At 52.1% G+C, this 25223-nt stretch carries 24 protein-coding genes; 17 read left to right on the top strand and 7 right to left on the bottom strand.

The window, feature by feature from the left end; all coding sequences use genetic code 11:
• Positions 1-9 precede the first annotated feature (9 nt).
• Together KA369_14200 and KA369_14195 are read right to left on the bottom strand one after the other, a co-directional pair.
• On the bottom strand, positions 10-1728 hold the full coding sequence (locus tag KA369_14200; GenBank protein ID MBP7737126.1) for an MBL fold metallo-hydrolase: 1719 nt from the start codon (positions 1726-1728) through the stop codon (positions 10-12).
• Positions 1729-1848: 120 nt separating this feature from the next.
• Complete coding sequence (locus tag KA369_14195; protein ID MBP7737125.1) at positions 1849-3051, bottom strand: hypothetical protein; 1203 nt, start codon at positions 3049-3051, stop codon at positions 1849-1851.
• A 241-nt stretch (positions 3052-3292) separates the two neighbouring features.
• Between KA369_14195 and KA369_14190 the strand changes: the two genes are divergently transcribed.
• Positions 3293-3757, top strand: coding sequence for a DUF2007 domain-containing protein (locus tag KA369_14190; GenBank protein MBP7737124.1), 465 nt, complete (start codon positions 3293-3295; stop codon positions 3755-3757).
• 180 nt (positions 3758-3937) lie between these two features.
• On the opposite strand, the gene KA369_14185 is transcribed toward KA369_14190, so the two are convergent.
• Positions 3938-4870, bottom strand: coding sequence for a bifunctional methionine sulfoxide reductase B/A protein (locus tag KA369_14185; GenBank protein ID MBP7737123.1), 933 nt, complete (start codon positions 4868-4870; stop codon positions 3938-3940).
• Positions 4871-5334: 464 nt separating this feature from the next.
• On the opposite strand from KA369_14185, the gene KA369_14180 reads away from it, so the two are divergent.
• From KA369_14180 to KA369_14120, 13 genes are all read left to right on the top strand, one after another.
• Complete coding sequence (locus tag KA369_14180; protein ID MBP7737122.1) at positions 5335-6120, top strand: hypothetical protein; 786 nt, start codon at positions 5335-5337, stop codon at positions 6118-6120.
• Positions 6121-6137: 17 nt separating this feature from the next.
• Positions 6138-6599, top strand: coding sequence for a hypothetical protein (locus KA369_14175; protein ID MBP7737121.1), 462 nt, complete (start codon positions 6138-6140; stop codon positions 6597-6599).
• 67 nt (positions 6600-6666) lie between these two features.
• A complete protein-coding gene (locus KA369_14170; GenBank protein MBP7737120.1) occupies positions 6667-7062 on the top strand; it encodes a hypothetical protein in 396 nt (131 codons plus the stop codon).
• Between the two features lie 157 nt (positions 7063-7219).
• Positions 7220-7672 (top strand): FixH family protein, encoded by a 453-nt coding sequence (locus KA369_14165; protein MBP7737119.1) that lies wholly within the window; start codon positions 7220-7222, stop codon positions 7670-7672.
• The gene (locus tag KA369_14160) at positions 7665-8654 is read left to right on the top strand and encodes a hypothetical protein (GenBank protein ID MBP7737118.1); all 990 of its coding nucleotides are present in this window, start codon (positions 7665-7667) and stop codon (positions 8652-8654) included. The genes KA369_14165 and KA369_14160 overlap by 8 nt, the downstream gene beginning before the upstream one ends.
• Before the next feature lie 159 nt (positions 8655-8813).
• Positions 8814-9428 (top strand): hypothetical protein, encoded by a 615-nt coding sequence (locus KA369_14155; protein ID MBP7737117.1) that lies wholly within the window; start codon positions 8814-8816, stop codon positions 9426-9428.
• 42 nt (positions 9429-9470) lie between these two features.
• The gene (locus tag KA369_14150; protein ID MBP7737116.1) at positions 9471-10661 is read left to right on the top strand and encodes an ABC transporter permease; all 1191 of its coding nucleotides are present in this window, start codon (positions 9471-9473) and stop codon (positions 10659-10661) included.
• Between the two features lies 1 nt (position 10662).
• On the top strand, positions 10663-11346 hold the full coding sequence (locus KA369_14145; protein ID MBP7737115.1) for an ABC transporter ATP-binding protein: 684 nt from the start codon (positions 10663-10665) through the stop codon (positions 11344-11346).
• 77 nt (positions 11347-11423) lie between these two features.
• On the top strand, positions 11424-11843 hold the full coding sequence (locus tag KA369_14140; protein MBP7737114.1) for a hypothetical protein: 420 nt from the start codon (positions 11424-11426) through the stop codon (positions 11841-11843).
• A 30-nt stretch (positions 11844-11873) separates the two neighbouring features.
• Positions 11874-12764: a PhzF family phenazine biosynthesis protein gene (locus tag KA369_14135; GenBank protein MBP7737113.1), complete on the top strand. Its 891-nt coding sequence runs from the start codon at positions 11874-11876 to the stop codon at positions 12762-12764.
• Between the two features lie 369 nt (positions 12765-13133).
• A complete protein-coding gene (locus tag KA369_14130) occupies positions 13134-14357 on the top strand; it encodes a serpin family protein (protein MBP7737112.1) in 1224 nt (407 codons plus the stop codon).
• A gap of 9 nt (positions 14358-14366) precedes the next feature.
• The gene (locus KA369_14125; protein ID MBP7737111.1) at positions 14367-15584 is read left to right on the top strand and encodes a M28 family peptidase; all 1218 of its coding nucleotides are present in this window, start codon (positions 14367-14369) and stop codon (positions 15582-15584) included.
• Between the two features lie 68 nt (positions 15585-15652).
• Positions 15653-16282 (top strand): isoprenylcysteine carboxylmethyltransferase family protein, encoded by a 630-nt coding sequence (locus tag KA369_14120; GenBank protein ID MBP7737110.1) that lies wholly within the window; start codon positions 15653-15655, stop codon positions 16280-16282.
• Between the two features lie 47 nt (positions 16283-16329).
• On the opposite strand, the gene KA369_14115 is transcribed toward KA369_14120, so the two are convergent.
• The 3 genes from KA369_14115 to KA369_14105 form a co-directional block, all read right to left on the bottom strand.
• On the bottom strand, positions 16330-16770 hold the full coding sequence (locus KA369_14115; protein MBP7737109.1) for a hypothetical protein: 441 nt from the start codon (positions 16768-16770) through the stop codon (positions 16330-16332).
• A gap of 94 nt (positions 16771-16864) precedes the next feature.
• Positions 16865-17845: a GGDEF domain-containing protein gene (locus KA369_14110; protein ID MBP7737108.1), complete on the bottom strand. Its 981-nt coding sequence runs from the start codon at positions 17843-17845 to the stop codon at positions 16865-16867.
• A 21-nt stretch (positions 17846-17866) separates the two neighbouring features.
• Complete coding sequence (locus KA369_14105) at positions 17867-18427, bottom strand: DUF2179 domain-containing protein (protein MBP7737107.1); 561 nt, start codon at positions 18425-18427, stop codon at positions 17867-17869.
• A 239-nt stretch (positions 18428-18666) separates the two neighbouring features.
• On the opposite strand from KA369_14105, the gene KA369_14100 reads away from it, so the two are divergent.
• From KA369_14100 to KA369_14090, 3 genes are all read left to right on the top strand, one after another.
• Positions 18667-19461 carry a sugar phosphate isomerase/epimerase gene (locus KA369_14100; protein ID MBP7737106.1) on the top strand — a complete coding sequence of 265 codons (795 nt, stop codon included), beginning with the start codon at positions 18667-18669 and terminating at the stop codon, positions 19459-19461.
• 152 nt (positions 19462-19613) lie between these two features.
• Positions 19614-20552, top strand: coding sequence for a hypothetical protein (locus tag KA369_14095; protein ID MBP7737105.1), 939 nt, complete (start codon positions 19614-19616; stop codon positions 20550-20552).
• A gap of 97 nt (positions 20553-20649) precedes the next feature.
• Complete coding sequence (locus KA369_14090; protein ID MBP7737104.1) at positions 20650-21645, top strand: hypothetical protein; 996 nt, start codon at positions 20650-20652, stop codon at positions 21643-21645.
• A gap of 173 nt (positions 21646-21818) precedes the next feature.
• On the opposite strand, the gene carB is transcribed toward KA369_14090, so the two are convergent.
• On the bottom strand, positions 21819-25019 hold the full coding sequence (gene carB / locus KA369_14085; GenBank protein ID MBP7737103.1) for a carbamoyl-phosphate synthase large subunit: 3201 nt from the start codon (positions 25017-25019) through the stop codon (positions 21819-21821).
• Positions 25020-25223: the final 204 nt, after the last annotated feature.

The raw sequence follows: 25223 nt of genomic DNA, 5'->3' as shown, positions 1-25223 counted from the left end.
GGGGCGGCCCTAGTCGCTGAAAAGGTCCAGGAACCGCACCAAGTTGAGGACCCCGCCCTCGATCTTCACATCGCCCCGGGCAAGGGCCGCCGCCGGGTTGACAAGTTTCGTCACGATATCCTTCCACGTGTTTGAGCTTACGGTGACGGTGATATCCGCCCTGTTCGGAAAGGCCGGCTCGATGAAGGCGATGCCGCGCCGCACCTGCACGGTATAGGCCTCCTTCGTGTCGGGGAAGCGGAATCCCACGGTCTGCGTCACATCCTTCGATTTTTCGGGATTGAGCCTGGCGCCCATGGCGTTAAAGATCGCGGCCAGGGGAACGCGGTGAGCCAGTTCCCTGGTGATCTTCACCCCGGTGAGTGTGAGCTTCCCGTCGGCTTCAAGGGCCTGGGAGAAGTAGTAGTTCTTTTCGTTGGCGTTGCCCGATTTCGCTGCGAGGGCCCGCAGGGCCGAGGACCTTATTTCCAGGGCTTCTCCCATGGACGGATCAAGGCTGAGGAGGTGTCCGGAGAGCTCCAGTGTCCACTGGAGGTCGCCGTCATTCAACGCTTTCCGTGTTTTTTCAAGGAGGGTCTTTTTGCCGCCGGCAAGGGCAGCCATGCGCTCTGCCCGCTCCTTCGGCGGCAGGGGATTCAGGGCCGTGGAATCGCCGCTGAACCATCCGAGGTAGCCGTTGAAAATGTTCCGGACCGACCATGCCACGGTGCCGTAATACTCGCGGAGATAGGGTTTATCTGCCAGGTGCCGCGGCAGCTTGACCTGTTCCACGATCTCGTCCGGCGTGAGACCCCTGTTGATGCCGCGCACGGTCTGGTCATGGACATATTGGATGGCGTCGCGGTAATCCGCCAGCACCCGGCCGATTTTCGCCCTGCCGGTTATGGGACGGCTGTGGCAGGGGACCAGGTAATCGGCCTGGAGCTTACGCATCATTTCCAGGGACCGCGCCCAAGCCTGCACGTCGCGGTACCTGGTGCCGCGTATGGTATAGAGGTTCGGGAAGGACTTGTAGAAATTGTCCGCGGCTATGAGGACCTTCTTTTCCGGGAGCCACACCACGATCTGGTCGTCGGTCTCGCCCGGGGCGTGGATGAGCTCCATGGCCATCCCGGCGATCTTCACCTTCATCCGGCCGCCGGAAAAAGTTTTTGTGGGGCGGATGTGGGAGAAGGTTGTTTTGTCATTGAATTTCAGCAGGGGCCCGATGCCGCAGTTTTCGAAATCTTCTTTCCGTAGAAAAGTCCCGAACATCCGCATGCTTCTTTTATAGGTGATCTCCTGGGTGACCGTGGTCACGCGGTCCAGCTCCTCCAGGGTCTTTTCATGGGAATAGATGTCGACGCTCCTGCCGCCGGTGAACACCTCGGCTCCTGAGACATGGTCCGTGTGGAAGTGGGTGAAGATGATCGCCTTCAGGGGTTTCTTCGTTATCCTGTCAAAGGATTTTTTTACCGGCAGCGCCGCCTCGTTGCTTTCCATGACATCGACAATCACCGTGCCGCCGTTGCCGACCAGGAGGACCGAGTTGGCCAGGCCATAGCCGACGGCCACGTACACGCCGTCGGTCACCCTGATGAGGTCTTTTTTAAATTCCGCGGTGTGCGCTGCAAGATCCCGCGCCTTCGTGCCGGCCTGGAACGGGCCGGCATCCCTGGAACATGCGCACGGGGCGGACAGTGCAATCAATGCAAAAAGTAATACTGCGGGGCGGTTGCGATCTATCATCACAGACCTCCGAGGGATATGATTGGAGAGGAAGCGGCTGATGATCAGCCGGTGACATGCTTCATTTATATGGGAGCCCGGCCATGATGTGGGGTCTCCGTAGGGAGCGTCCCCGGCCGGCTAAATCTTCTTCTTCGCCACCATCATGTTGGACTGTCCCCGGCCGAAGAGGATGCCGTACCCGAAATTGAAGGGAAGTGGTTCAGCTCCTTCGCTGTAACGCTCCTTCAGATCAGGCTGGGAAACGGGCATGCAGTATTTCAGCGCCATGGCGGGGCGGTATTTGCCGTAGAGGGAGACCTTCCAGCCTTCGGTGAAAAAGCGGTAGGGTATGCCGGAATCATCCTGTACCATGACGACGCTTCTTTTCAGGATAAAATCGCGAACGCCGTCGAAGGGGCGGTGATGGAGCAGGTAGACGGCTGATTTCATCATGGTCTTAATACCGCTCATGCGCCCCAGGTATTTTCCCTCCGGCGTTGAAGGGTTCACGGACCGTGGGCCGATCTTCATCGACAGGTACACCAGCTCCCGCGAAGTCCCGTCCCGCCCGGTAAATCCGATGTGAATGCCGTAAATTGTATCTTTCTCCTTTTTGACTGGAGCGCCGGGAATGACAACGAGGTCGCCTGTTTCGCCGATATAGATGTTGTCGACACTGGTGATCACGAGGCCCATGCGGGCCATGAAGATCAGGAGCGCCGGGACCGTGCCCGGGAGGAGCTTGTTCGTCATCTCCTGGGACATGACCTTCGACTGGAAGTAGTTGTTGACGCCATAGAGGTAAATGCTCCTCTCCACCGGCCCCAGGCCGTCTATTAACCGCCGCGACCGGTGGTCCCTGAGCACGGCGGCGTCTCCTTCCGGCTCCAGGGCGATCATGAGATAGCGCCGCGAGTCGGGGAAGAGCGTGTGCAGGTTTATGAAATCGGCCCCGCTGAGGGGATAGAAGGCGGTGGCGCGGCTGTGGACCGTGGGCACGTTCCTGTCGCGCCAGGGAACGATGATATCGATGGTTTCCTTCTGGATCTTCGCCCAGAGACCGTCCATGAAGCGGCGGTGGTCGAGGTACCGGGATTCGGTCGTTTTGGGATAGAGCACGCTCTTCTCGCGCACTTCCATGCCGGCCAGGTAACGGGCCACGTCGTTCCAGTATGGATCCACTGAAATGTTCCGTGGCTGCATCAGGCAGGTGATGTTGACCCCGGCGGCCATGATCGGGAAGACAAGGATGCAGAACACCAGGATCCGCTGCAGAATCTCCGGCGATTTTTTCCGTATCAGGCTTTTTCCGTACAGGCGCTTGTTCTGGTTCTTTTTCATGGTATTGCTCGGCATGGAGGTTTATATTTTCTTGGGAGCCAACTATACAGACCGTTCTCCGGGTTTAAAGCATTTTTTTTGATTATTCGCCCGCCGGATAAAAAAATGCGGTCAAGGTCGAGGCTCAATTTCATAATTAAGCTTATAATTGTTTGAATACATTTTACATTTATGTATATTAATAATGCAACTATTTATTGTTGGTGCCGGATATCCTTCAGCCTGACATAAGGCGGTGGCCATGAAAAAGAACGGGTATGTAAAAATCTATTCAACCCTCAATATAGCCGAAGCTCACACGGTCAAGTTTCTCTTTGAGAATAATGGCATCGAAGCGGTCATAGAGAACCAGGAGATGAACCCCCTCTTCGGCATGGTCGCCGCCAGGGACGCGGAAGCGCAAGTATGGGTCCCGGAGGGGAAATCTGGTATGGCATCGGCGGTCCTTGCCGGGGCTTCATCCATTGACCTGGATCATATCAAGCTCGCCACATGCAGGAACTGCGGCGAACTGGTATGCGACCGTTTCGATTATTGCTGGAATTGCATGGCCACAATGAAGACCGGGAAGGTGGACCGGGAACGGTTTCAGCCTGATGATGCCGTACGGCAGGCCAGGTTCCCGGCTTTGTATATTCTCTTTATCATTATCATTGTGTTGATGCTCCTCGGTTTTATTGCCAGCCGCTTTTTTCGTGGGGGATGAGACGATAACTATCGCACTGATGATTGCCCTGACCACTGTTTCTCCGATAACTGTCGGGGTGGGTTTTACTCTGATACCCGGAAATATCGATATCTATATTCTTAACGAGTGTTTACCGATAACTATCGGTGTGAGCATTCCCCTTTATCATAAAATTCCCGATAACTATCGGATTGATTGTCACCTGTCCCTGAGGATATGGCAAGATCTACCGGGATTCTTGCCGAAATAATCCTGGTGGTACTCTTCCGCATCGAAAAATTTTCCCGCCGGCACGATCTGGGTAACGGTCTTTTTCCTGAAAACGCCGGAGCGGTCGAACTTATCCCTCGATTTTTCCGCCGCTTTTTTCTGCTCCTCGTTATGGAAAAAGATCGCCGAGCGGTACTGCGTGCCGATATCGGGCCCCTGGCGGTTGAGCTGCGTCGGATCATGGAGACGCCAGAAATAATCAAGGAGCTCTTCGTAGGTCACCACGGCAGGATCGAATTCCACGAGGACCGCCTCGGCATGGCCGGTTTCGCCCGACGCGACATCATAGTAACCGGGATGCTCCATTGATCCGCCGGCGTATCCCACAGTGGTCTTCACCACTCCCTTCACCTTCTTAAAGATATGCTCGACGCCCCAGAAGCATCCTGCGGCGAAGGTGGCCAGCTCGGTTTTCTTTCCAGATGCCGCTTCTTTATTAAAGAGCTTTGCGTATTCACCGTAGCCTTCCTTTTCAAGGTCTTCCACGGCGATGAACCTGAGGGCGGCGGAGTTCATGCAATAGCGCAGTCCCGTTGGAGCGGGTCCGTCTTCAAAGACATGGCCCAGGTGGGAATCTCCGTTTTTGCTCCGCACTTCTGTCCTCACCATGAAATGGCTCGAGTCTATCTTCATTTTGACATTATCCTTGACCAGGGGCCTGGTGAAGCTCGGCCACCCGGTGCCGGAGTCGAATTTATCCAGGGAGCTGAACAGCGGCTCTCCTGAAACAATGTCCACATAGATGCCAGGGCGATGGTTATTCCAGTATTCATTATGGAATGGGGGCTCCGTGCCGCATTCCTGGGTTACATGGTATTGCTGCTGTGTAAGTTTCTTTTTAAGGTCATTTTTATTATTCATGGCTGAATATCCTTCTTTATTACAATTTAAGAAAATTGGCAATCCTGCTAATAGTGCCAATAGTGTTATGGTATATATTGATCGAAGCATCAGGCCTCCATTATATTCTAAAATATTAAAATTATAGTAATATGGTGTTAAAATTTTGTAAAGGATACTAAAAAAGGATTTATACAGGTAAAATTTTTATGAGGGCCGATAGCTATCGGTATTATAGGGTGTCAGGGTAATATGGGATCAATCTCATTTACTAAAAACCGTCTTTTAAAGCTCTATTGTTCAGTAAATCTGGATAGTTATCGGCAGTGCTTTAAGAATCAGCATAGGATATTCCCTGGTGTCAGAGCAAAAAAGGCTTGTAAAAACCGTTGTAAGACAACTAATTATTTTACAGAGGTCTTATTATATTTTTTTTCAAGGCATGGTGCGTTCAAGCGCAGCTTCTGAAATAGAGAGGAGGGATCGTGGAAGGGCAAAAGTATGGCCGTACGGCACTGGTTGCCTTTGTATCAAGCGTGATAACATTAATACTGGTTGTCATACATGAAACGGTCCGGTATTGCACCGGAAGCCCCATCATGGCCATAGATTGGGCGGCAAACGCCCTGATGGTGGCGACCTCATTTTACATCCGCAGTCATGTCGATGTTGAAGAGTACCGGTTGGCCGTGCTTGGATCTGTCCCTGGCGGAAGATCGCTGAATCCTCTGCGTTTCATTAACGGTATGCCAGCTGCAATGACCATTGGCTTTGGGGCGGCGATAACAATCCTCTACAATTTTATCGCCGGCATGATTCTCTACTTTATAATGCAGATATTGCTGATCTATACGTTCTCTGGCATTGTGCCTCTGGATTTGCGTGACTTTAATATCGGTGAATCAAGAGGTTATTATCGCACGGTCATCCTGATAGCTTTCCTTGTGCCAGTGGCTATCTTCTGCGAGGTGATTTATAACGGCCTTCAATCCCTTGTGGTGGTGCCCTATATGCTTGTGCTAAGCGCGATGGCAGTGATGACCTACGCCGCCCTGGCTGTGGCCGGTAGGCCTCTCCTGTTCAGGGTGGCTCCTGCCGCTGCGGCATCCTTCTTTATTGCGTCGGACATTCTTGTCGGCTATGTGGCGTTCAATAATCCCTTGGATAAATACTACGCCGCCATATCGATGACCTATATAATCGCAATGGTGCTGTTTAATATAACGATACTATTCTTGAAAAACAGGAATGGCGGTTATATCCTGTCATGATATTTACGGATAGAACAATGAACAGAACCGCCGCGGCGTTCCTCGCATTGCTGATCCTGATTTTATTGGCCGGTACGCATGTCGACTCACATGGGGGCCAATCCCGCCCAGGTCGTAACGGAGCAAAGGATTCCTCCGAGAAGTCCGATTTCGGGAATAAGAAATTGAACGACTTCGAGGAGGAGCGGTCATATAGGAAGGATAATGTTGCTATCACCGTGAAAAAGCTCTACGCAGAGGAGAAGCTCTACTGGAATTTCGAGATATCCGTCGAGAACGGGAATGACATAAAGAAAACCGTGGAAGGAGCTCTCTGTCTGTTTAACATGTATATTCAGCCGCGCGAATGCGGAGCCGAAGAGTGCAGCGTGCGGATGGCGGTCCAGCCAAAATCGATCCTTATCCAGAAACTGAGATGCAAGGGGAAAGTGGACATGAATTCCTGGACCTTCCTGATTTCCAGGGTCCATAATTACTAGCGTCCCGCGCCCGGCGCGGACCACGACGCGCGGGGCAAAGATATAACAATGTACGGAGGTATGGATAATGAAAAAGATTCTTTTCTGTTCATTCTCGGTAATCGCGGTATTGTTCTTTGTGTCAGTCATTGGCCTGTCCCAGGACCAGGACCAGGAAGTGGCACCGGCCAAGGGGAAGGGCGTCTGCAGGGCCGATGTCGACAAGTTCTGCAAGGGGATCAAGCCAGGCGGCGGCCGCATATGGGCCTGCCTGAAGAGCAACGAGGCCAATATCTCCCAGCCGTGCAAAGATCGGATGGGTCAGGCTCGGGAGAAGGGGAAGGATTTCCAGAAATCCTGCAATGACGATGCTAAAAAATTCTGCAAGGGCATACCCCGCGGCAAGGGAAGGATCGTGGCATGCCTGAAGAGCCATGAAGCCGAGCTGGCGGAGCCGTGCAAGGCGTTTTTTAAGAAAAACTGATTGTTGTCACTTCCATCTGAGTATTAAAGCCGTCAATCATGACGGCTTTCTTTCCACTTTTTTTTGTTTTATGCATTAAATATCACAAAAATAGTTATATTATTTGAAACATTAAGAATTTTTTTAATATCTTACTATATCATAAGAGGTGGAATAAATGATAAAGTATACGATTATTACACTATCATGTTTCATGTTTCTTTTAAATGTATATTCTTATGGGCGCCATGAGGGCCATAGAGAACCAGGGAAGAATCCACGGGAACACTTTGTTTCACTGGGTGATACCGGGCACAAAACAGTCATCGGTAAAGACCTTGTTGTCACCTATGATTTTGATAAAAAACCATCAATGGGAATGGTAATAGTCAAGATCCAGGTCTTTAATAAAAAAGGCGATAAAGTTACATCATTGAAGATTTCCGGTGATTCCGGCATGCCTTCCATGAAGGGAGCCCATGATTCAGGGGACCTATTATTCAAGCTCAACAAAAAAGGGGATTACCTGATGCCGGTCAATATCGTCATGCCCGGAGATTGGGCAATTAAGGTGAAGTTTATGAAGGATAATAAAGTCATTTTTTACGGAGTTATAAACTTCGATGTTTAGAGATGTCCTGATAGCGGCGTCGGCCATGGCGCTGTTAACCGTAACGCCACTGATGGCATCGAGCTCTCTCTTTTATCTCGAAGCACAGGGTATTGCGGGGTATTCCTCATCCGAAAAAAAGGAGATATTCTATTCCATTCACCAGCAGGACTCTATGCAGAAGCCGAGCGTCGGTTTTGACTATGTGCAAAAGTTTTCCGGCGACACCGGCGATATCGCCACCCTGGCGGTGCAGATGCGTGCGTCCTTTGACCGGACCCGCAGCATGGATGGCTACATTGAACCGCAGCTATACAACGCCTATTTGAAGTTCAAAACGCCGGTCTTCGACCTCTGGATAGGCCATGACAGGCCGGCCCTTGGGCTCTCATCGTATTTCGACAGTCACGGGCTTCTCCTGCCGACCCTGGCCATGGAGGGATTCGGCTTTGACCGGGACTGGGGTGGCGGCCTGTACCGGCAGTTCGATTTCGGCGATCTGAGCGTATCCGCCACCACGGGCTCCGGCATGCCGCCTTACTTTAAAGGGAGCTATCTAGCGTCGGCCCGTATTGGCGTGGGAATACTTTCACGCGATAATTATACCGTCGGGTTTTCCGGCGGGTACGGCCGCATCCTTGATACAATGGGTATCAACATTATCTCCCGCACCCTCCATGATTTTGGAATGGGCGGCATTGATTATGCCCAGCTCTGGAATAACCTGGAGTTCCGTCTCGACTGTTTGGCCGGGAAGAAGGATGGAAAATTTGCGGCTGCGGCCCTATTCAGGCTGGGAATCAATCTATTGGAGGAAGACAGGCTAAAGATTGAGGTTCAGCCTGTGTACTGGCGCATGGGCCATGAAAATAATTACCAGGCATTCGGAAGCATATCTTACATTATTACGGAGTATCTTACGGTAAGGACAATGTATGAATATGATTATCATGCTAATGATCATAAGGTCGTGGGGCAGTTATATTTTTACTGGAGGGTTTAACGCCGATAACTATCGGCTAAGTAACGATAACTATCAGCCAGGCACCGATAACAATTGGATAGATAAGCGATAACTATCCGTCCAAACGGGTGTATGGGCAAGGCGCCGATAACAATCGGGAAAAAATCCGATAACTATCTCAATATAGGAGTCTGGATCATGAAAAAAATAATCATTTTTTCCATAATGTTAATCTTATCCGCCCCGCGGCTCTATGCGGCTGTGGGATGCGATCTCAATGACCCTGACCGGGATGTCAAACGCCTTTTCCCCGGCTCCACAGGTTTTAAAACCCTTTACATCTCAATTGATCGGAGGGGCGGGAAGCCGATGCTGCAGCGCATCGAGAAGAGGCTGGGGGACACCTTCCATGGACTCTATGAGACCATCGACGTGCCCTATACACTTTATGAGATATACCGGGGCAAGGAAAAAATCGGCTATATCCATGGTGTGAACCAGAAGGGGCAGTATGGCGGGATCCAGGTATTCCTCTCCCTGGACCTGAAAGGTGTCATCAAGTCCCTTTATTTTCAGAAGCTGACAAACAAGGAGGCCGCGTCCCTGAGAAGTCCGGCTTTTTATAGTCAGTTTATCGGGCTTTCGCTGGATAGTTTCAATGGGTATGATGTAAAGGCAGGAAAAGCGTCTAAGGGCCCTGTGGCGGCCATTAAAAATCCGACGCTGGGGTCTGACCAGGATTTCCGGGCGACCCTGAGGGCGGTAAAGAAGAACTTAATTTTGATGGATGAATTCGTCTATGGAATAAGATAGTTATCGGTCGCACCGATAACTATCGGCCAAAGGAGGTCGATCATGATTCGCATCTGGCAGATAGCCTATAAGAACCTACTCCGGAAAAAGGTCCGGAGCATCCTCACCATAACCGGCATAGCCCTGTCGGCCTGGGTCCTGGTGAGCCTCCTCGGTTTCAACAAGGGCTATGAGAATGCCCTGAATAAAGATATCGATTCCATGGGGTACCAGGTGCTGGTGGCAGCCAAGGGATGCCCCTACGAGGCTGCGACATTGATGCTCAAGGGAGGCACCGGTCTCCGATACATGGATGAGGGGATCGCGAAGGATATTCTCAAATATACGGAGGTGAAAGACGTCACCCCCATGGTGATGCAGGCCGTTTTCGACCCGAACAAGGGTGAGAGCGGCGGCATCTCCGCGTACCTGGGGGTTGATCCGAAGACATTCCCGCAAATGAAGGGGTATTTCCAGTTCCAGCAGGGAAAATGGTTCACTGATCCCGGAGCGAATGAAGCGGTCATGGGCTACGAAGCGGCGGAGCTGGAGCAGCGTGAGGTGGGAGATAAAATTTTGATTCCCGAAAAGAACGTTGAGCTCACGGTGGTGGGCGTGCTGAAGCGCACCGGCACACAGGACGACGGCACGATCTTTGTGCCCATACGGACGGTCCAGCGCATATTCGGCGTCACCGGCAAGCTCACCGCCATCGGCGTGCAGGTGGACAAGAACGCGAAGATGGCCGATGTGGAGCAGAAGATGTATAACCTTCCGGACGTGCAGGTGGTGTCCCTGGCCCAGGTGAAGCAGACCATCATAAACCTTGTGTCCACGGCCCGTGTCATGGTCTTTTCGATAGCGGTGATCGCTGTCCTCATCGCCATGGTGGGAGTGGTCAATACCATCCTGATGTCAGTGTTCGAGCGTTTCCAGGAGATCGGTATTCTCAAAAGCATGGGCGCCCTGCCGGGAGACGTGTTCAGGCTGATATGGATCGAGACATTCATTCTCTGCCTGTTAGGCGGTATTGGCGGAAATGTCCTGGCCCTGGGCCTTGTCCGTATCACCGATATCCTCATACGGCGGCTCCTCCCCTATTCGCCGACGGGGTCCCTGGTCATGATCGACCTTACCCTGGCGGGCACCGCCATGGCGGCCATTATCGGTGTGGGCCTTCTCGCCGGTCTCTACCCGGCCTGGAAGGCGGCGCGGATACGGCCCATTGAATCCATCAGGAGCCAGGAGGCGTGACATGAATGATAATGACATAGCGATAAACGCACAGGATATCAGCAAGATATATCTCCGCGGCAGCGAGAAGATCACGGCCCTTGACGGGATATCCCTCCAGATCAAAAAAGGGGATTTTGTCGCCTTTGTGGGCCCGTCAGGATCTGGGAAGACCACCCTCTTGAATATACTCGGGTGCCTTGACAATCCCACGGCCGGGGCCCTCTCGATCGGCGGCACTGGCGTTTTCGGTGAAGGCCGGCGCCTCGGAGAGGGGGACCTCACCAGGATCAGGCGCAGCCATTTCGGCTACATATTCCAGAATTTTTATCTCCTTCCAACGCTCACGGTCCTGGAGAACGTCACCGTTCCATTTTCGTTTTACCGCAAGGAGAACGCCGTTAAGGACATACCGGCCCTGCTGGCTTCGCTGGGGATCGACCGGCGCATGCACCATCTGCCGGGACAGCTCTCAGGAGGCGAGATGCAGCGGGTGGCCATCGCGCGCGCCCTGGTGAACCGGCCCGAAATCCTCCTTGCCGACGAGCCGACGGGCAACCTCGACTCGAAGCGGAGCAGGGACATCGGCGAGGTGCTCGGGTCACTGAATCGCGATCAGGGAATTACCATCATCATGGTGACCCACAATGCCGAGCTGGCTGCCCTGGCGTTTCGTCAGGTGGAGTTGAGGGATGGCAGGATTTGAAGTAATCGATTTTGCTCCCTGAAAAGTTCTTGTAAATAAAGCGCCCCTGCCGCACTCCATGGTCAGGGAGAAGACCCATGAAAACGCAATTCGTAATAATCGCGATGGCCGTTGTTGTGATTGCCGTCGGACAGGGCTGCAAAAAAAAGGGGGAGGGAATGGAGGATTTTTCCGGCGCCCTGAACATGCAATATGAATCATACAAGATAATAAAAGACAACCGTGATAATCCAGTCAGGGCCGGTAAGCTTTTTACGGAATATTATAAAAAGAATCATGATGCACTGGCCGGAGCCTTCAGGCGATATTATAAACAGTACGGTGATGGATCAAATCTCACGAAGGAAGAAGCGGATTTCCTGGACGGAGAGATGCGGAAGGTGGATGCTCTCTTATCGGACAGGGATATCCGGAAGGTAATGGATGATCCGGCCTTTATCGAGGAGGCCCGGGAGGGCACTGCAATACTGAACGAGTCGAGGGAAGGAGCGAAATGAACCGGCGGTAAACCGGAATAGGATGCTTCCATGAAAAAATTCAGGTTCAAGAAAATCGACGCCTTTGCCAGGGGATTATCAGCGGGTAATCCGGCGGGGTGCGTGTACCTGGACCATGCCGGTGATATCACCGATGAAGAGATGCAGGGCATCGCCGCGCAGCTGAAAGGCTTTGTCAGCGAGGTGGTGTATGTGTTTCCTGACAATGATGGATTTCTTCTGCGTTATTTTTCATCGGAGCGTGAGGTCGATTTTTGCGGCCATGGGACAATCGCCGCGATGTATGATGTGATAAAAAGCGATGGCCGGCTCCTCGAAAAAAGTAATCTATCCATACGGGTGAAGGGAGAGATTCTCGATGTGGTCAATGATATCGGCGGCAGTGATTCGGTTTTCATAACGGCACCGCTTCCCTTATACAAGGACACGATGATCGGTGCTGATAATGCCGCGGCGGCACTGGAGATTGACACATCAACTATCGATGCCAAACAGTCGATTGCGGTCGTCAACGCGGGCCTGAATACGCTGATTATCCCGATCACAACCCTGGACGCTTGCCTTGCCATCAATCCGACACAAAAGGACCTGAAAGAATTTTGCCGTGACCTGGGAATCGACATTGTCCTCGTCTTTTCCGCGGAAACCTCCTCCGATGAGCATCATTACCGGACGCGGGTCTTCGCGCCGCGATACGGCTATCTCGAGGACCCTGCCACCGGTTCCGGGAATTCAGCCTTTGCCTGCTATCTGCTCCATCGGGGAGCATGGGATGGCCGGGAGCTGGTCATCGAGCAGAACAATGACCGGTGCAATCCGAATATCATTCGTGTTCGCACTATCAAGAAGGATGGGACGCGTCGCGTTCAGTTCGGCGGCGGCGCTGTCGTCAGGATAGAAGGGGATTATATTCTCCCGTAGCGTTTATTATCCAACAGTTTCCTGAAAAACTCCCTTCTTGGAGTTTTTGCCGACGCTTTTTAGCACATCCTGCGCTCCGTCGGCATTCGGACATCCTGTCCAGCACATGTCGGTTTTACGAAGTGAATTCGTAAAACCTCACATTTTTCTCGGCTAATGCCTCGAAAAATGGCGATACATCCATGTATCGTTTAGCAGTTTGCTGTTTTTCAGCAAACTGCTAATAACATGATACTAATTGAATTTCTGTAAGATCCAACTGTCATAAAATCTACTTGATTTTTTTCTATTTAATAGAACAAACTTGAGTGATAGTTGATCTGATATCTGTTGTAGCCGAATCAGAAAAATAAAACCTGCGAGAATACCATGAAAAAAATATGCATTCTCATCATGATCTCGTTGATCATTCCGATCATTATATTATCAACCGCTGCCGCCGGGGAGCAAAAAGTGCCACAGGTTGCAGGAATCGTAGCCGGGAACAATGAGTTTGCCTTTGATATCTACCGGAAGATCGCTCTTCCCGGGAAAAACCTTTTTATATCACCCCTCAGCATGGTAACGGCTTTATCCATGGTCTATGCGGGGTCGCGGGGAGCCACCAAGCTGGAAATCGAAAAGGTCTTCCATTTCAAGGTGACTGACGAAGACATGGTGCGGGACTGGAGCCTGCTGATGGATGATATGAAGGGCCGGGCAAAGAGCGGGAAGTATCGACTTGATTCGGCAAACCGCATATGGGTCGGCAAGAACATTTCACTTGAGAATTCCTTTGCCGCGACCATGAAAAAGTATTATGATGCCGGATTGAAACAGTTGGATTTTGCCGGGGACCCCGAAGGATCGCGCGCCGCCATCAACAAGTGGGTAGCTAAAAATACCAGTGACAAGATCACCGGTCTTGTGCCTGAGGGAGCGGTCTCGAAAGCGACAACCATGATGCTGACCAATGCCGTGTATTTTCTGGGCAGCTGGGAGCAGCCCTTCGATGAAAAAGCCACCGCCAGGGCCGATTTTTTTATCACACCGGCGAAGAAGACGGAAGTCAGCATGATGAAGAAATTCGGGCATTTCAAATATTTTGAAAACAATGAGATTCAGGCTATATCCTTACCCTATAAAACACAGGGCAATAAAGAAGAGGCCCTGTCTATGATTGTTCTCCTGCCGAAGGGCAGGACCGGCATCGCGGGCCTTGAGAAGAAGCTGACTGTTGATAACTGGAAGAGATGGAATGCCGGCCTGGCAGTGAATGAAGTCCATGTGTATCTGCCGCGTTTTGAGGTGACTTCCTTCGCAAGCCTTGCCGAATCCCTCCGGCAGCTGGGAATGAAAACCGCTTTCTCGCCGCAGGGGGATTTTTCCGGCATAGCCCCATCCCTGGCTATCAACGATGCCTTTCACAAGGCCTATGTCAAGGTGAATGAGAAGGGGACCGAGGCAGCGGCGGCCACGGCCATCATCATGGTCAAGGCAAACGGCGGGAAGAAGTATACATTCCAGGCCGATCACCCCTTCCTGTTCGCCATCTGCGATAACAAGACCGGGGCCATTCTGTTTATCGGCCGTGTTATGGACCCGGCACAATAGCAGTGTGCAATGGATCAGATCCTGAAATATCAGCGGGAGTTCATCCAGAGGATCATTGACCGGTGCGGACCGCGTCTTCCCGGCTCAGAGGAAGAGAATCGCGCCTCCGGTATCATCGCCGACGAGTTCATGTCTGTGACCGGCAATGCTGTTGTGGAGGAATTCAGTTACGCGGCAAAGGCGTGCATCGGGGCGATCCCTGCCATTGGAGCGGGCCTCATGATAGCCGGACTCTTTTTCTTCTGGCTTCCCCTGGTAACGCTGATCCTGACTGCGGCGCTTCTCATCTTTGCCGTCCCGCAGATAATCCTCTACCGGGAATGGTTTGATCGTTTTTCCCCGAAATCAACATCACACAATGTGTACAGCATCATAGATCCGCCGGGCGGCGCGAAGTACGTGCGGGCGACACTGGTTCTTTCGGCGCACATCGACTCATCATGGCATTGCCCGCCCTTTGCAGAAAAGAGCCACCTCGCGCGGTACAAGCTCAACTTCGGCGTCATATCAGCTATACTGCTTCTGCTGTTATCGGCGGCACGATTGGGCGGCGCTGAATTTTTGGGCCTGCTGCCCTGGCCGATGTGGTGGACCATGGTGATTGTACCGTTCCTCTTTCCGGGATTCTTTTTCTTATTCCGTTATCTGGTCTATGATAAGTCAGTGGCTTCGCCCGGCGCAATGGATGATCTATCGGGAATTGCGGTGAACCTGGGCCTGGCCAAGATATACCGCGCCCAGCGGAAAAAGAGACCGAGGAACATTCGAATACTCCTTGTCGCCTTCGGAGCGGAGGAAGCCGGTCTCAAAGGTTCGCGGGCTTTTATCAGGCGGCACCGGGACGATCTTCTTGCCGGAGACGTATGGGTCCTCAACGTGGATGGCGTTGCGGATAAGGATGAATTTCTGTGTATTGAAGGCGAGGCGTGGCAGATGGTCTGGTATGACCGGGAATATGTTGAGATGGTGGAGAGTATCATGAAGGGGATGGGACTCAGCTATAACCGGTGGATCATGGATGCGGGCGGAACCGACGGCGCTGAATTCGTCAAAGCCGGAATAGGCCAGGCTATCACGGTCGTAGCCCAGGATAGGACGCCCCGTTTCAACTATCATACCCGTTTTGATACGCTGGAACACCTCGATCCGGAAGCGATGAGGCTAATGAACGATCTTTGTATGAATATTGTTGAAACAATTGATATAAAAGTCGCGGGAAAATCCTGATAATACTGTATCGAATTATTTAGAATTATTTTTTGTTCTATTTGATTAATTAGATATGAAGGCATTGTATGAAAAAGTATGCCATGACCGTTTCGCCGTTTTCTATTATAGCCTGCGGACTTTTGATCTCCCCGGTTTGGAATAGTGAACTAGTAGTTCTGTTTATCATTAATGGCATCTGGCTGGTTCTGGAGCTTATAATCGCAAAGCGGCAGGTGTTTCAGGATCAGGTGCCCCGTCAATGGTGGATCATGGCGAGCAGGGTGTTGTGGCTTTGCAGCGTGGTCCTTATTTTCGCTGATTTACGGTGGGAGCTGGTTCCGCTGAGAACACCGAGACCGATTGTTATCGGTACTTTGTATTTTCTTGCCGCGGGGCTGATCATACGTTTGGTTGCCTATATTCAACTGGGGCGGTTTTTCACCTATGATATCCGCGTCGGCGAAGGTCATAAACTCATAACCACGGGGATATATTCTATTATCCGTCATCCGGCATATCTGGCCGTATGCATCCTGGGAAGCCTTCCAGGTCTTGCAGCAGGAAGCGTGATCGCTTGCATACTCATGACCGTCTTCACGATCCCGCAAACCCTTTACAGGCTCAATTCCGAGGAAAAGATGCTTTCGAATATATACCAAGAAGTGTTTGATAAGTATCGCGAAAAAAGCTGGCGTCTTCTCCCGTTTATATATTGAGATCTTGAAAAATAAAGTTTAAAAGCCGGCATCAAGAATTCATGTGACTATAACTTGAGCTTCTTAATGAAGTTGACTGGGAATCCCCATATGAATTTCCATGAAATGATATTGTCGACAACTTCTCTAATGACTGTATAATTTTTATATCGATAGTTATCGCTAATACTGTTTTTCAATACCTCGTCTAAAAATTTTTCCACTGCATAGGCAAGAATAAGAGAAACCGACATCTTGAGGAGTTTCCTGAGATCCAAAAAATATTCATAATCGTCCATCCTCAGGCGCACATGAAAAGTGTGCCATTCTTTCGTATTTCTCTTTTCCTGGTAACGGACCATCTTCCCCATATGAGCCTCGAGGGAAACATCATCCATGGTCTTTTTAATAAGAAAGATGATCATATCTGTACGCGAAATGCCTTTCAAATGCGCAGCTTGTGAAATTCTTGATAAAATATCAACATCGACATTTAGTGTGGTTTCCATATTTCCCTCCCCTGTCGAGTATTATAAAGAGCGCATCCACAAACCCGGGATGCGCTTTAAAGGGTATACGAATAGAAAATATGGATTTAAAAAATTATTTCAGGGCAATGATGCGGTTCCCGCCCTTTTCACGGGCGCGATACATGGTGTCACGGGCGCACTGAGTAAGGCCGGGAGCGTCCGAGCCGTGGGCCGGGCGAAGAGAGATGCCGATGCTTACGGTGATCTTTAGATCGGGCACGCCGGTTACCTGCTCCAGGTCGATGCCGTGCAGAACGACCCCCAGGTCACGGGCAACGGCGATCGCTTCCTCCCTGCTGGTGTTCTGCAGCACCACGGCAAACTCGTCGCCGTGGAAGCGTGTCGCTATATCCGAGTCACGCAGCACAGACTGGATGAAGATGGACATGAGAATGAGGATCTTGTCTCCCGCTTCGTGGCCGAAACGATCGTTAATATCCTTGAAGTTGTCCGGCTTGATGATCAACAGCGCCAGGGGAGCGTCACTGCAGGTTTTAAGCTCGTCAAACTCCTCAAGAAGATAATTCCTGTTGTAGAGACCGGTAAGCTTATCAACGAGCATCTGCTTTTTAATGGCGCGGACCCAGGGGGTTTTTTCGTTTATGAGCCGTTGCGTATTTCTGATTCGCTGGGTGATAACGCTCAGGAGCTTATAGGTCATCCGTGCCGACATCTTCGGATATTTCTGCAGAAATATGGGAAAGGTGATGCCCTCCCGCGGGAAGACCAGCAGCACGGAATCCCGTATGGCAATGGCCGTGGCCACCCGGGGTGTATTGGCGATGAGATCCCATTCCCCAAAAGATTCGCCGGTGATGAACTGCGCGATATCGACATCGTCGTCATCCCGGTGGCGGGTGATGAGCACTTCGCCATCCTTGATGATAAAGAGTTCATTGCCCGGCGAATTTTCGGAAAATATCAGCGAGCCCTTGCGGTAGCTGACCAGCTGGCTGTTATATGCGACAATTTCAAGCTCGTGGGCTCCCAGGGTGGAGAATATTTCCATCTTGCGGAGGAGATTGATTTTTTCGTTTACGGCTGTGTCTTTCATTGATAAATACCTTGACGACGGTTATTTCCCTTTCCGTGTTAACCGTCCCCAAAAGCCGGGATAGGTTTTTCTCGATATAAAACCAGGCCGGTAAGCACGGACCTCTTCAATGGTGATGAAGGCTCCCGGCTCCAGGATATTGACAATTTCCAGATAGCGGGCCATGGTTTTTTTGGGTACCAGGGAGTAGAGGATATAAACAGGTCCTTTCAAGCCCAGGCCTTCGCTTATGGTGACCCCGAAGCCCTCGTCGCGCAGCATGAGGGGCAGGGCCGATACCTCCTTGGTCGTTATGACCCGTATCGATTTATATCCGAAGGGAAGCCGTGTCTCCAGGAGCATGCCGACGTAGTTTCCCGTGGCGAAACCGGCCGCATAGACGAGGTAACTGTACACGCTTTCCAGGTGCGCCAGGGCCTTGCTGATGGCCGTTATCCAGATGAGCACTTCAACAAAACCGAATATCGGAGCGATATACCGGTATCCCCTGGAAATAAGGACGATCCTGACGGTCCCGATGGAGACATCTATAATACGGGCGAAAAATATGTAGAGCATCGTCAATAGTTCGGGCTGTGTCATTTTTATTCCCGTATGTCCGGACGGTTTTTTGTAAAAAGCTCTGCACCCCACCCCAGAGGTTCCAGAATATCGCTCATAATGTATGTAATAGCAACGACGGTTGTCAAAATAATTTTTTAAATATGGAATTTTTTCAATTGATATTACATGGGGTTGTGCCTAAGATATGATGAACACATACTCTACCATGATGCATTGGCCCTGTGCTCCCCTCCGTGGCCCTTGCCGCGGTAAACGAAATGGTATCATATAAAAACAGATTTCCCTTTAAAATAGGAACCACATCGTTTATCCTTCCCGTAAAAGACGAGAGCGTGGTGGCCAACGTGGTGTACCTCAAGGACAGCTTTGACCTTGTGCAGCTTCTTTTCTTCGGCAAGGAGTATCTTGACGAGGTGATGTCGCCCCGCATCATCAAGGAATTGAAGGCGATCAAGGATGAGAGCGGTCTCCGTTTCACGGTGCACCTGCCTTCTGACCTGGAGTTGCTCAGGCCGTCCGCCGCTCATATGGAAGAATCCCTCTCTATCATTGAGAAGATCATGATGGAGACGGAGATTCTCGATGTCGACGGCTATGTGCTCCATGTGGACAAGCTGGTGAGGGGCTCGCCCGGCGTAGAGCTCGACAGGGAGCATTTCAATCTTTTTCACAAGGCTCTTGACGCGATTTCCGCCAGGCTGGGCAACTCGGCGAGCAACATACTGATCGAAAATACATCCTACGATTTGACTTTTTTCAGCAGCCTGATCATGAGGAGCAAATGTTCTGTCTGCATGGACGCGGGTCACGTATCGCTGTACAACCATGACTATGGCCGGTTCATTGAAGTGTTTCACCGGAAGATACGGCAGGTCCACCTCCATGGCGTAAGTAACGGGAGAGACCACCAGGCGCTGACCGGCCTCGATGCTGTCGCGGCCGGCCTGTTCGGCCATTTCCTGAAAGAATTTACCGGATCGGTGATCATCGAGGTTTACAATCTGAAAGATCTGGTTAAATCAGGGGAATACATAGAGCGATTTTGCAAATAAGCGAATCATCATAGAGAATGTCCGTTCAGGCTAATCCTCCAATATTGTTACCCAATTTTTTTATTTTTTTATGGACATTAGCAACTCCATTTGTTAGGTATGCCCCATACATTATCAACTTATACATAATCAAAGCATTATGGGGGTTTACAATGAAGAAGTTAGTTGTATTGATAGTTGCAGCCTTGTTTGCGGCAGGCCTTGTATTTACGCCGACCGCTTCACACGCTGTAGAAGCCAAGCTTGGCGTTTCCATGATGGGTGACTGGTGGCAACCGGCTTTTCTGAACTTTGAGAGGGAAGATGCGGCAAAGCTTTTCAGTAATAATCTGAAACACGATTCTAAGGGTTCATTCATGTTGGGCCCCATGTTCTGGGTGCAGCTCACCGGCAGCTGGAGCCTTAACGGACAGGTTCTCTTCGGTCTCAGCAGAAATGAGTTCAAGTATACGACCGCTGCCACTGATTTGCATCTTGCCCGGGGAATTCCGCTTGGCGGCTGGCCTGGCAGTATCGTAGGCGCTTATTTTGACGTGGGAGATTCAAAATGCCGCAGGTATGACGCGGACCTGGGGGTCGAATATGCCTTCCATAAATACCTGAATCTGCTTATCGGTGTGCGCTTTAACTATGCTGATGGCGAGGGTGATTCATTCCGCCTTGGGTTTTTACCGATGTTTTTTGATATGAAAAAGGAAGAATACAGCGCCTGGTATTTCGGGCCTTCCATCGGCATTGGCTTCCATTATGAATTCGTCAAAGGCCTTACCTTCAGCACCGGCGTATCGGCCCTGGTTCAGTTCGGCGAATACAATAATGAAAAGAAATATTTCTGGTCATTACTCATGATGCTGCCCTATGAATATAAAGTCGGCTATTTCTGCATCGGCCTTGACATGAACATGAAGCTGGCCTATTTGATAGAGCCGGCGCACCTCGAAGTCTTTGTCGGCGGCCGGTATGTCATGCTGCCTCATTTTGCCGCCGGGGATGACAGCTCCGGATTTGATCTTACGTATAAGAATGGGTGGATCGATACCGAGATCGAGCACTGGGGAGGCATCACCTTCGGAGTCGCATATAAATTCTAACAGAATCGTAATCGTATCGTAATCAAATACTGAAACCGCCGCGGAAGCGGCGGTTTTTTATCTTCATGCAGGCATTGGCACGGGGAGAGGAACTCGTATGAGAAATGGTATACTGATTGTTATTGCGGCATTGGGTATCACTGTCCATGCGGCACTGCCCGCTTATCCGCAGCATAAATATCATAAGGCCGTCATATCTGTAAAAAAGCCGACAATGCCCAAGGACGTGGAAGTGAAGCTGGGCATCAATATGGCCTACGACTGGTGGCATCCTGGCTATATGAAGCTTGAGAACGGCATGACCGGCAATCTTGTGTCGAAGGATCTGAGAATGCACCATGGGGGCTCATTCATGATGGGGCCCATGTTATGGATCAAGGCGGGAAGTAACTGGAACGTCGGGCTTTCGGCGCTTTTCGGCCTCGCAAAGGATAAGTTCAAGTATACCACCCTGGGGATGGATAATAATTTCCTGTATCTGACCATCCCGCAGATCATGACCAGCGCTTTTATAGAAGACGGGAAAATGAGCTCCCGGAGATACCAGGCTGATCTGACTGTAGAATACTTTTTCCATAAGTATTTTAACCTCCTTTTTGGAGTGAAGTTCAAGTATAATGACGGGGAAGGGAAATCGATGAGGTTGATGGCCTTCCCGACTCTGCTCACGATGGCGAAATCGGACCTGGAGTATAATGCCTGGTACGTAGGCCCTTCGCTGGGAATCGGTTTTTACTACGAAGTCAAGGGCTTTTCCATTAAGGCCGCCATAGCCGCCCTGATCCAGGGAGGCACCTACTATTCCAAGAAAAAATTCCTGTGCCCCCGAAACCCGTTGTTTCTTTTCTACTATATTCCTGACGAGTTTGCCGTTGCCTACCTGGCCATGGGCGGCACGGCTGACCTGAAATTAGCCTATTTCGTGGAAAAGATCCGCGTTGAATTCTGGGTGGGAGGATACTACGCCATACTGCCCCATATCAACCTCTACGATGTCGGGTCCGCCTACAACGGCGGGTACCAGAAAGGATGGCTTACCGGCGAGTATGAGCAGTACTACGGCGTCAATTTCGGGGCTGCGTACAAGTTTTAAGATGCATAATAATTATCACATGCCCTCACCCGCCCCTCCGGGGCCGCCCTCTCCCATGAAATTCGGGAAAAAGGAGAGGGCTCCGCTATAAGACGTTTAACCTGTTTCCCCCCTCTCCTTTTTTCAAATTTAAATGGGAGAGGGGGCAGGGGGTGAGGGATTTCGCAGTTGCTCTATCCAATCCCCTTGTGATATTCCTGCAGCGACTTCACCTCGCTCTTGCCCTGCCTGATGGCCTGTATGCCCTTGACCGTCGCCGTGGCCGCGGCCATGGTGGTCAGATAGGGAAGCTTGTAATGCACCGCGGCCTTGCGGATGTACGAGTCGTCATATTCGCTCTGCCGTCCGCTCGGGGTATTGACGATGAGATGTATCTCGTTGTTCTTGATCCGGTCGATGATATGGGGTCTCCCCTGGTATATCTTGAATACCGATTCGGTCTGGACGCCGTTTTCCGAGAAATAGCGGCTGCAGCCTTCGGTGGCAATGACTTTGAACCCGAGCTGCTGGAATTGCTTCACGGCTTCCAGGGCCTGGTCCCGGTCGTTTTTATTCACGGTGATTAGAACGGTCCCGTTAACGGGCAGCTTCATGTTGGCAGCTTCCTCCGCCTTGGAGAACGCCAATCCGAAGGAGTCCGCCATGCCCAGCACTTCGCCGGTTGAGCGCATTTCCGGCCCCAGGACCGGGTCCACTTCCGGGAACATGTTGAAGGGGAAGACCGCCTCTTTAACGCCGAAGTGCTTCACCTCTTTCCGCTGAACCTTCAGATCCTTGAGCTTCTTGCCGAGCATGACCTGGGTGGCGATGCGGGCCATCGATATGTTGCATACCTTCGACACCAGCGGCACGGTCCGGGACGCCCGAGGATTGGCCTCGAGGATGTAGACCGTGTCGTTCGCTATGGCGTATTGTATGTTCATGAGGCCTACGACCTTGAGCTCCAGGGCGATCTTCTTCGTGTACTCCTCTATGATGGCGATATGCTTTTTCTGGATGGTCACCGGCGGTATCACGCAGGCGGAGTCGCCGGAATGGATGCCGGCCAGCTCGATATGCTCCATCACCGACGGGACGACGACTTCCGCTCCGTCGCTGATGGCGTCAGCCTCGCACTCGATGGCGTTCTCGAGGAACTTGTCGATGAGGATGGGCCGTTCCGGCGACACGTCGACCGCTGCGGCCATGTACTGCGTGAGCATATCCTCATAATAGACGACCTGCATGGCCCTGCCGCCCAGGACGTAGCTGGGCCGCACCATGAGGGGATACCCTATCCTGCTGGCTATGGCTAGGGCCTCCCCGAGGTTGCTGGCCATGCCCGATTCGGGCTGCGGGATGTCGAGTTTCTTCATCACCTGCCGGAACCGGTCGCGGTCCTCGGCGAGGTCGATCGATTCCGGCGAGGTGCCGATGATCGGCACACCCGCTTTCATGAGCTGGTTGGCCAGGTTGAGGGGCGTCTGGCCGCCGAACTGGACGATGACGCCTTCCGGTTTTTCCTTGCCGTAAATCGATAGCACGTCCTCAGCCGTCAGCGGCTCGAAGTAGAGCTTGTCGGAGGTGTCGTAGTCGGTGGACACGGTTTCGGGATTGCAGTTGATCATGATCGATTCGAACCCCTCGTCGCGGATGGCGAAGGCCGCGTGGACGCAGCAGTAATCGAACTCAATCCCCTGGCCGATGCGGTTGGGACCGCCCCCGAGGACCATGATCTTTCTTCTTGATGACACCGGCACCGTGTCCGTGCCGTTGTAGGTCGAATAATAGTAGGCGCGGTTCTCGACGCCGCTTACGGGCACGGCGTCCCAGCGCTCGACCACGCCCATGGCGGTGCGCTGGCCGCGGATATCGTCCTCTTTCATGTCGAGGATTTTCGCCAGGTATTTATCGGAGAAGCCGTCTTCCTTGGCCTTTTTCAGCAGCGCGTCGGGCAGCTTGTTCCCCTTGTGCTTCAGCATCTCCTCTTCCAGTTCAACGAGCTCCTTCATCTGCTCTATGAAATATGCCTTGATGTTGGTCCGGGCGTTCAGCTGGGCGATATCGGCGCCCTTGCGCAGCGCCTCGTACATGATGAACTGGCGCTCGCTCGTAGCCGTGGAAACAAGGCGCATCAGCTCGTCGAGGGGAAGTGAATTGTAGTTCTTGGCGAACCCGAGGCCGTGGCGGCCCGTTTCCATGGAGCGGATCGCTTTCTGGAACGCCTCCTTGTAGTTCTTGCCGATGCTCATTGCCTCGCCGACGGCCCGCATCTGCGTGCCGAGCTCGTCCTTCACTCCCTCGAATTTCTCGAAGCCCCACCGCGCGAATTTCACGACAATGTAATCGCCGGAGGGCGTGTATTTTTCCAGGGTCCCGTCGCGCCAGTAGGGGATCTCGTCGAGGGTAAGGCCTCCGGCGAGCATCGAGGAGACCATGGCGATGGGGAAACCCGTCGCCTTGGACGCCAGTGCCGACGAGCGCGACGTGCGCGGGTTGATCTCGATGACCACCACGCGGCCGGTCTTCGGGTCGTGGGCGAACTGGATGTTGGTGCCCCCGATGACCTGGATGGCCTCGACGATGGAGTATGAATATTTCTGCAGCTTCTGCTGCAGCTCCGGGCTGATGGTAAGCATGGGGGCGGTGCAATAGGAGTCACCGGTGTGTACGCCCATGGCGTCCACGTTCTCGATGAAGCAGACGGTGATCATCTGGTTCTTGGCGTCCCGCACCACTTCGAGCTCCAGCTCCTCCCAGCCCAGCACCGATTCCTCCACCAGTATCTGGTGTACGATGCTGGCCGCCAGTCCCCGCGCGGCCACGGTGCGCAGCTCCTCAATGTTATAGACCATGCCGCCGCCGGTGCCTCCCATGGTGTAGGCAGGCCGTATCACCACAGGGTACCCGAGGTCCTCCGCGATTTTCTCGGCTTCCTCGATGGAAAACGCGGGATTGCTCCGGGGCATCTCGATGCCCAGGCGGTTCATGGTCTCCTTGAAGGCGATGCGGTCTTCGCCGCGCTCTATGGCGTCCGCTTCAACGCCGATGATCCGTACGCCGTATTTATCGAGGATCCCCTTTTTATGCAGCTCCGAGGATAGGTTCAGGCCGGTCTGTCCGCCCAGGTTTGGGAGGAGAGCGTCGGGCCGCTCCTTTTCTATGATCTTGGTGATGGTCTCGGCATTGAGGGGCTCGATATAGGTCACATCCGCCATGCCCGGATCGGTCATGATGGTGGCCGGATTGGAGTTCACCAGGATAACCTTGTAGCCCAGCTTTCTCAGGGCCTTGCAGGCTTGGGTGCCGGAATAGTCGAATTCGCAGGCCTGGCCGATGATGATGGGGCCGGATCCGATGATGAGTACTTTGTGGATATCGTCGCGTTTTGGCATAGAGTGACCTCGTAGAGAAATTAGGGATGAATTGCGCTCTGATACACCTCTCCGGATGGAGAGGGTTGCTAGCATCTCGCTCCGGCGGCAGCCGGTCGGGATGTCCCATGAACCTGAGGCCGGATAAGCCTGACCATGGGATTTGATGTGTTCCTTAGTAACACTAAAAAAAGGGGCGGATTATGTCAAGTATGGATTAATAGT

The organism is Spirochaetota bacterium (assembly GCA_017999915.1).
Classification (GTDB): Bacteria; Spirochaetota; UBA4802; order UBA4802; family UBA5550; genus RBG-16-49-21.
The sequence above is the reverse complement of the archived record's forward strand: the minus strand, read 5'-3'. Positions and strand labels throughout refer to the sequence as shown.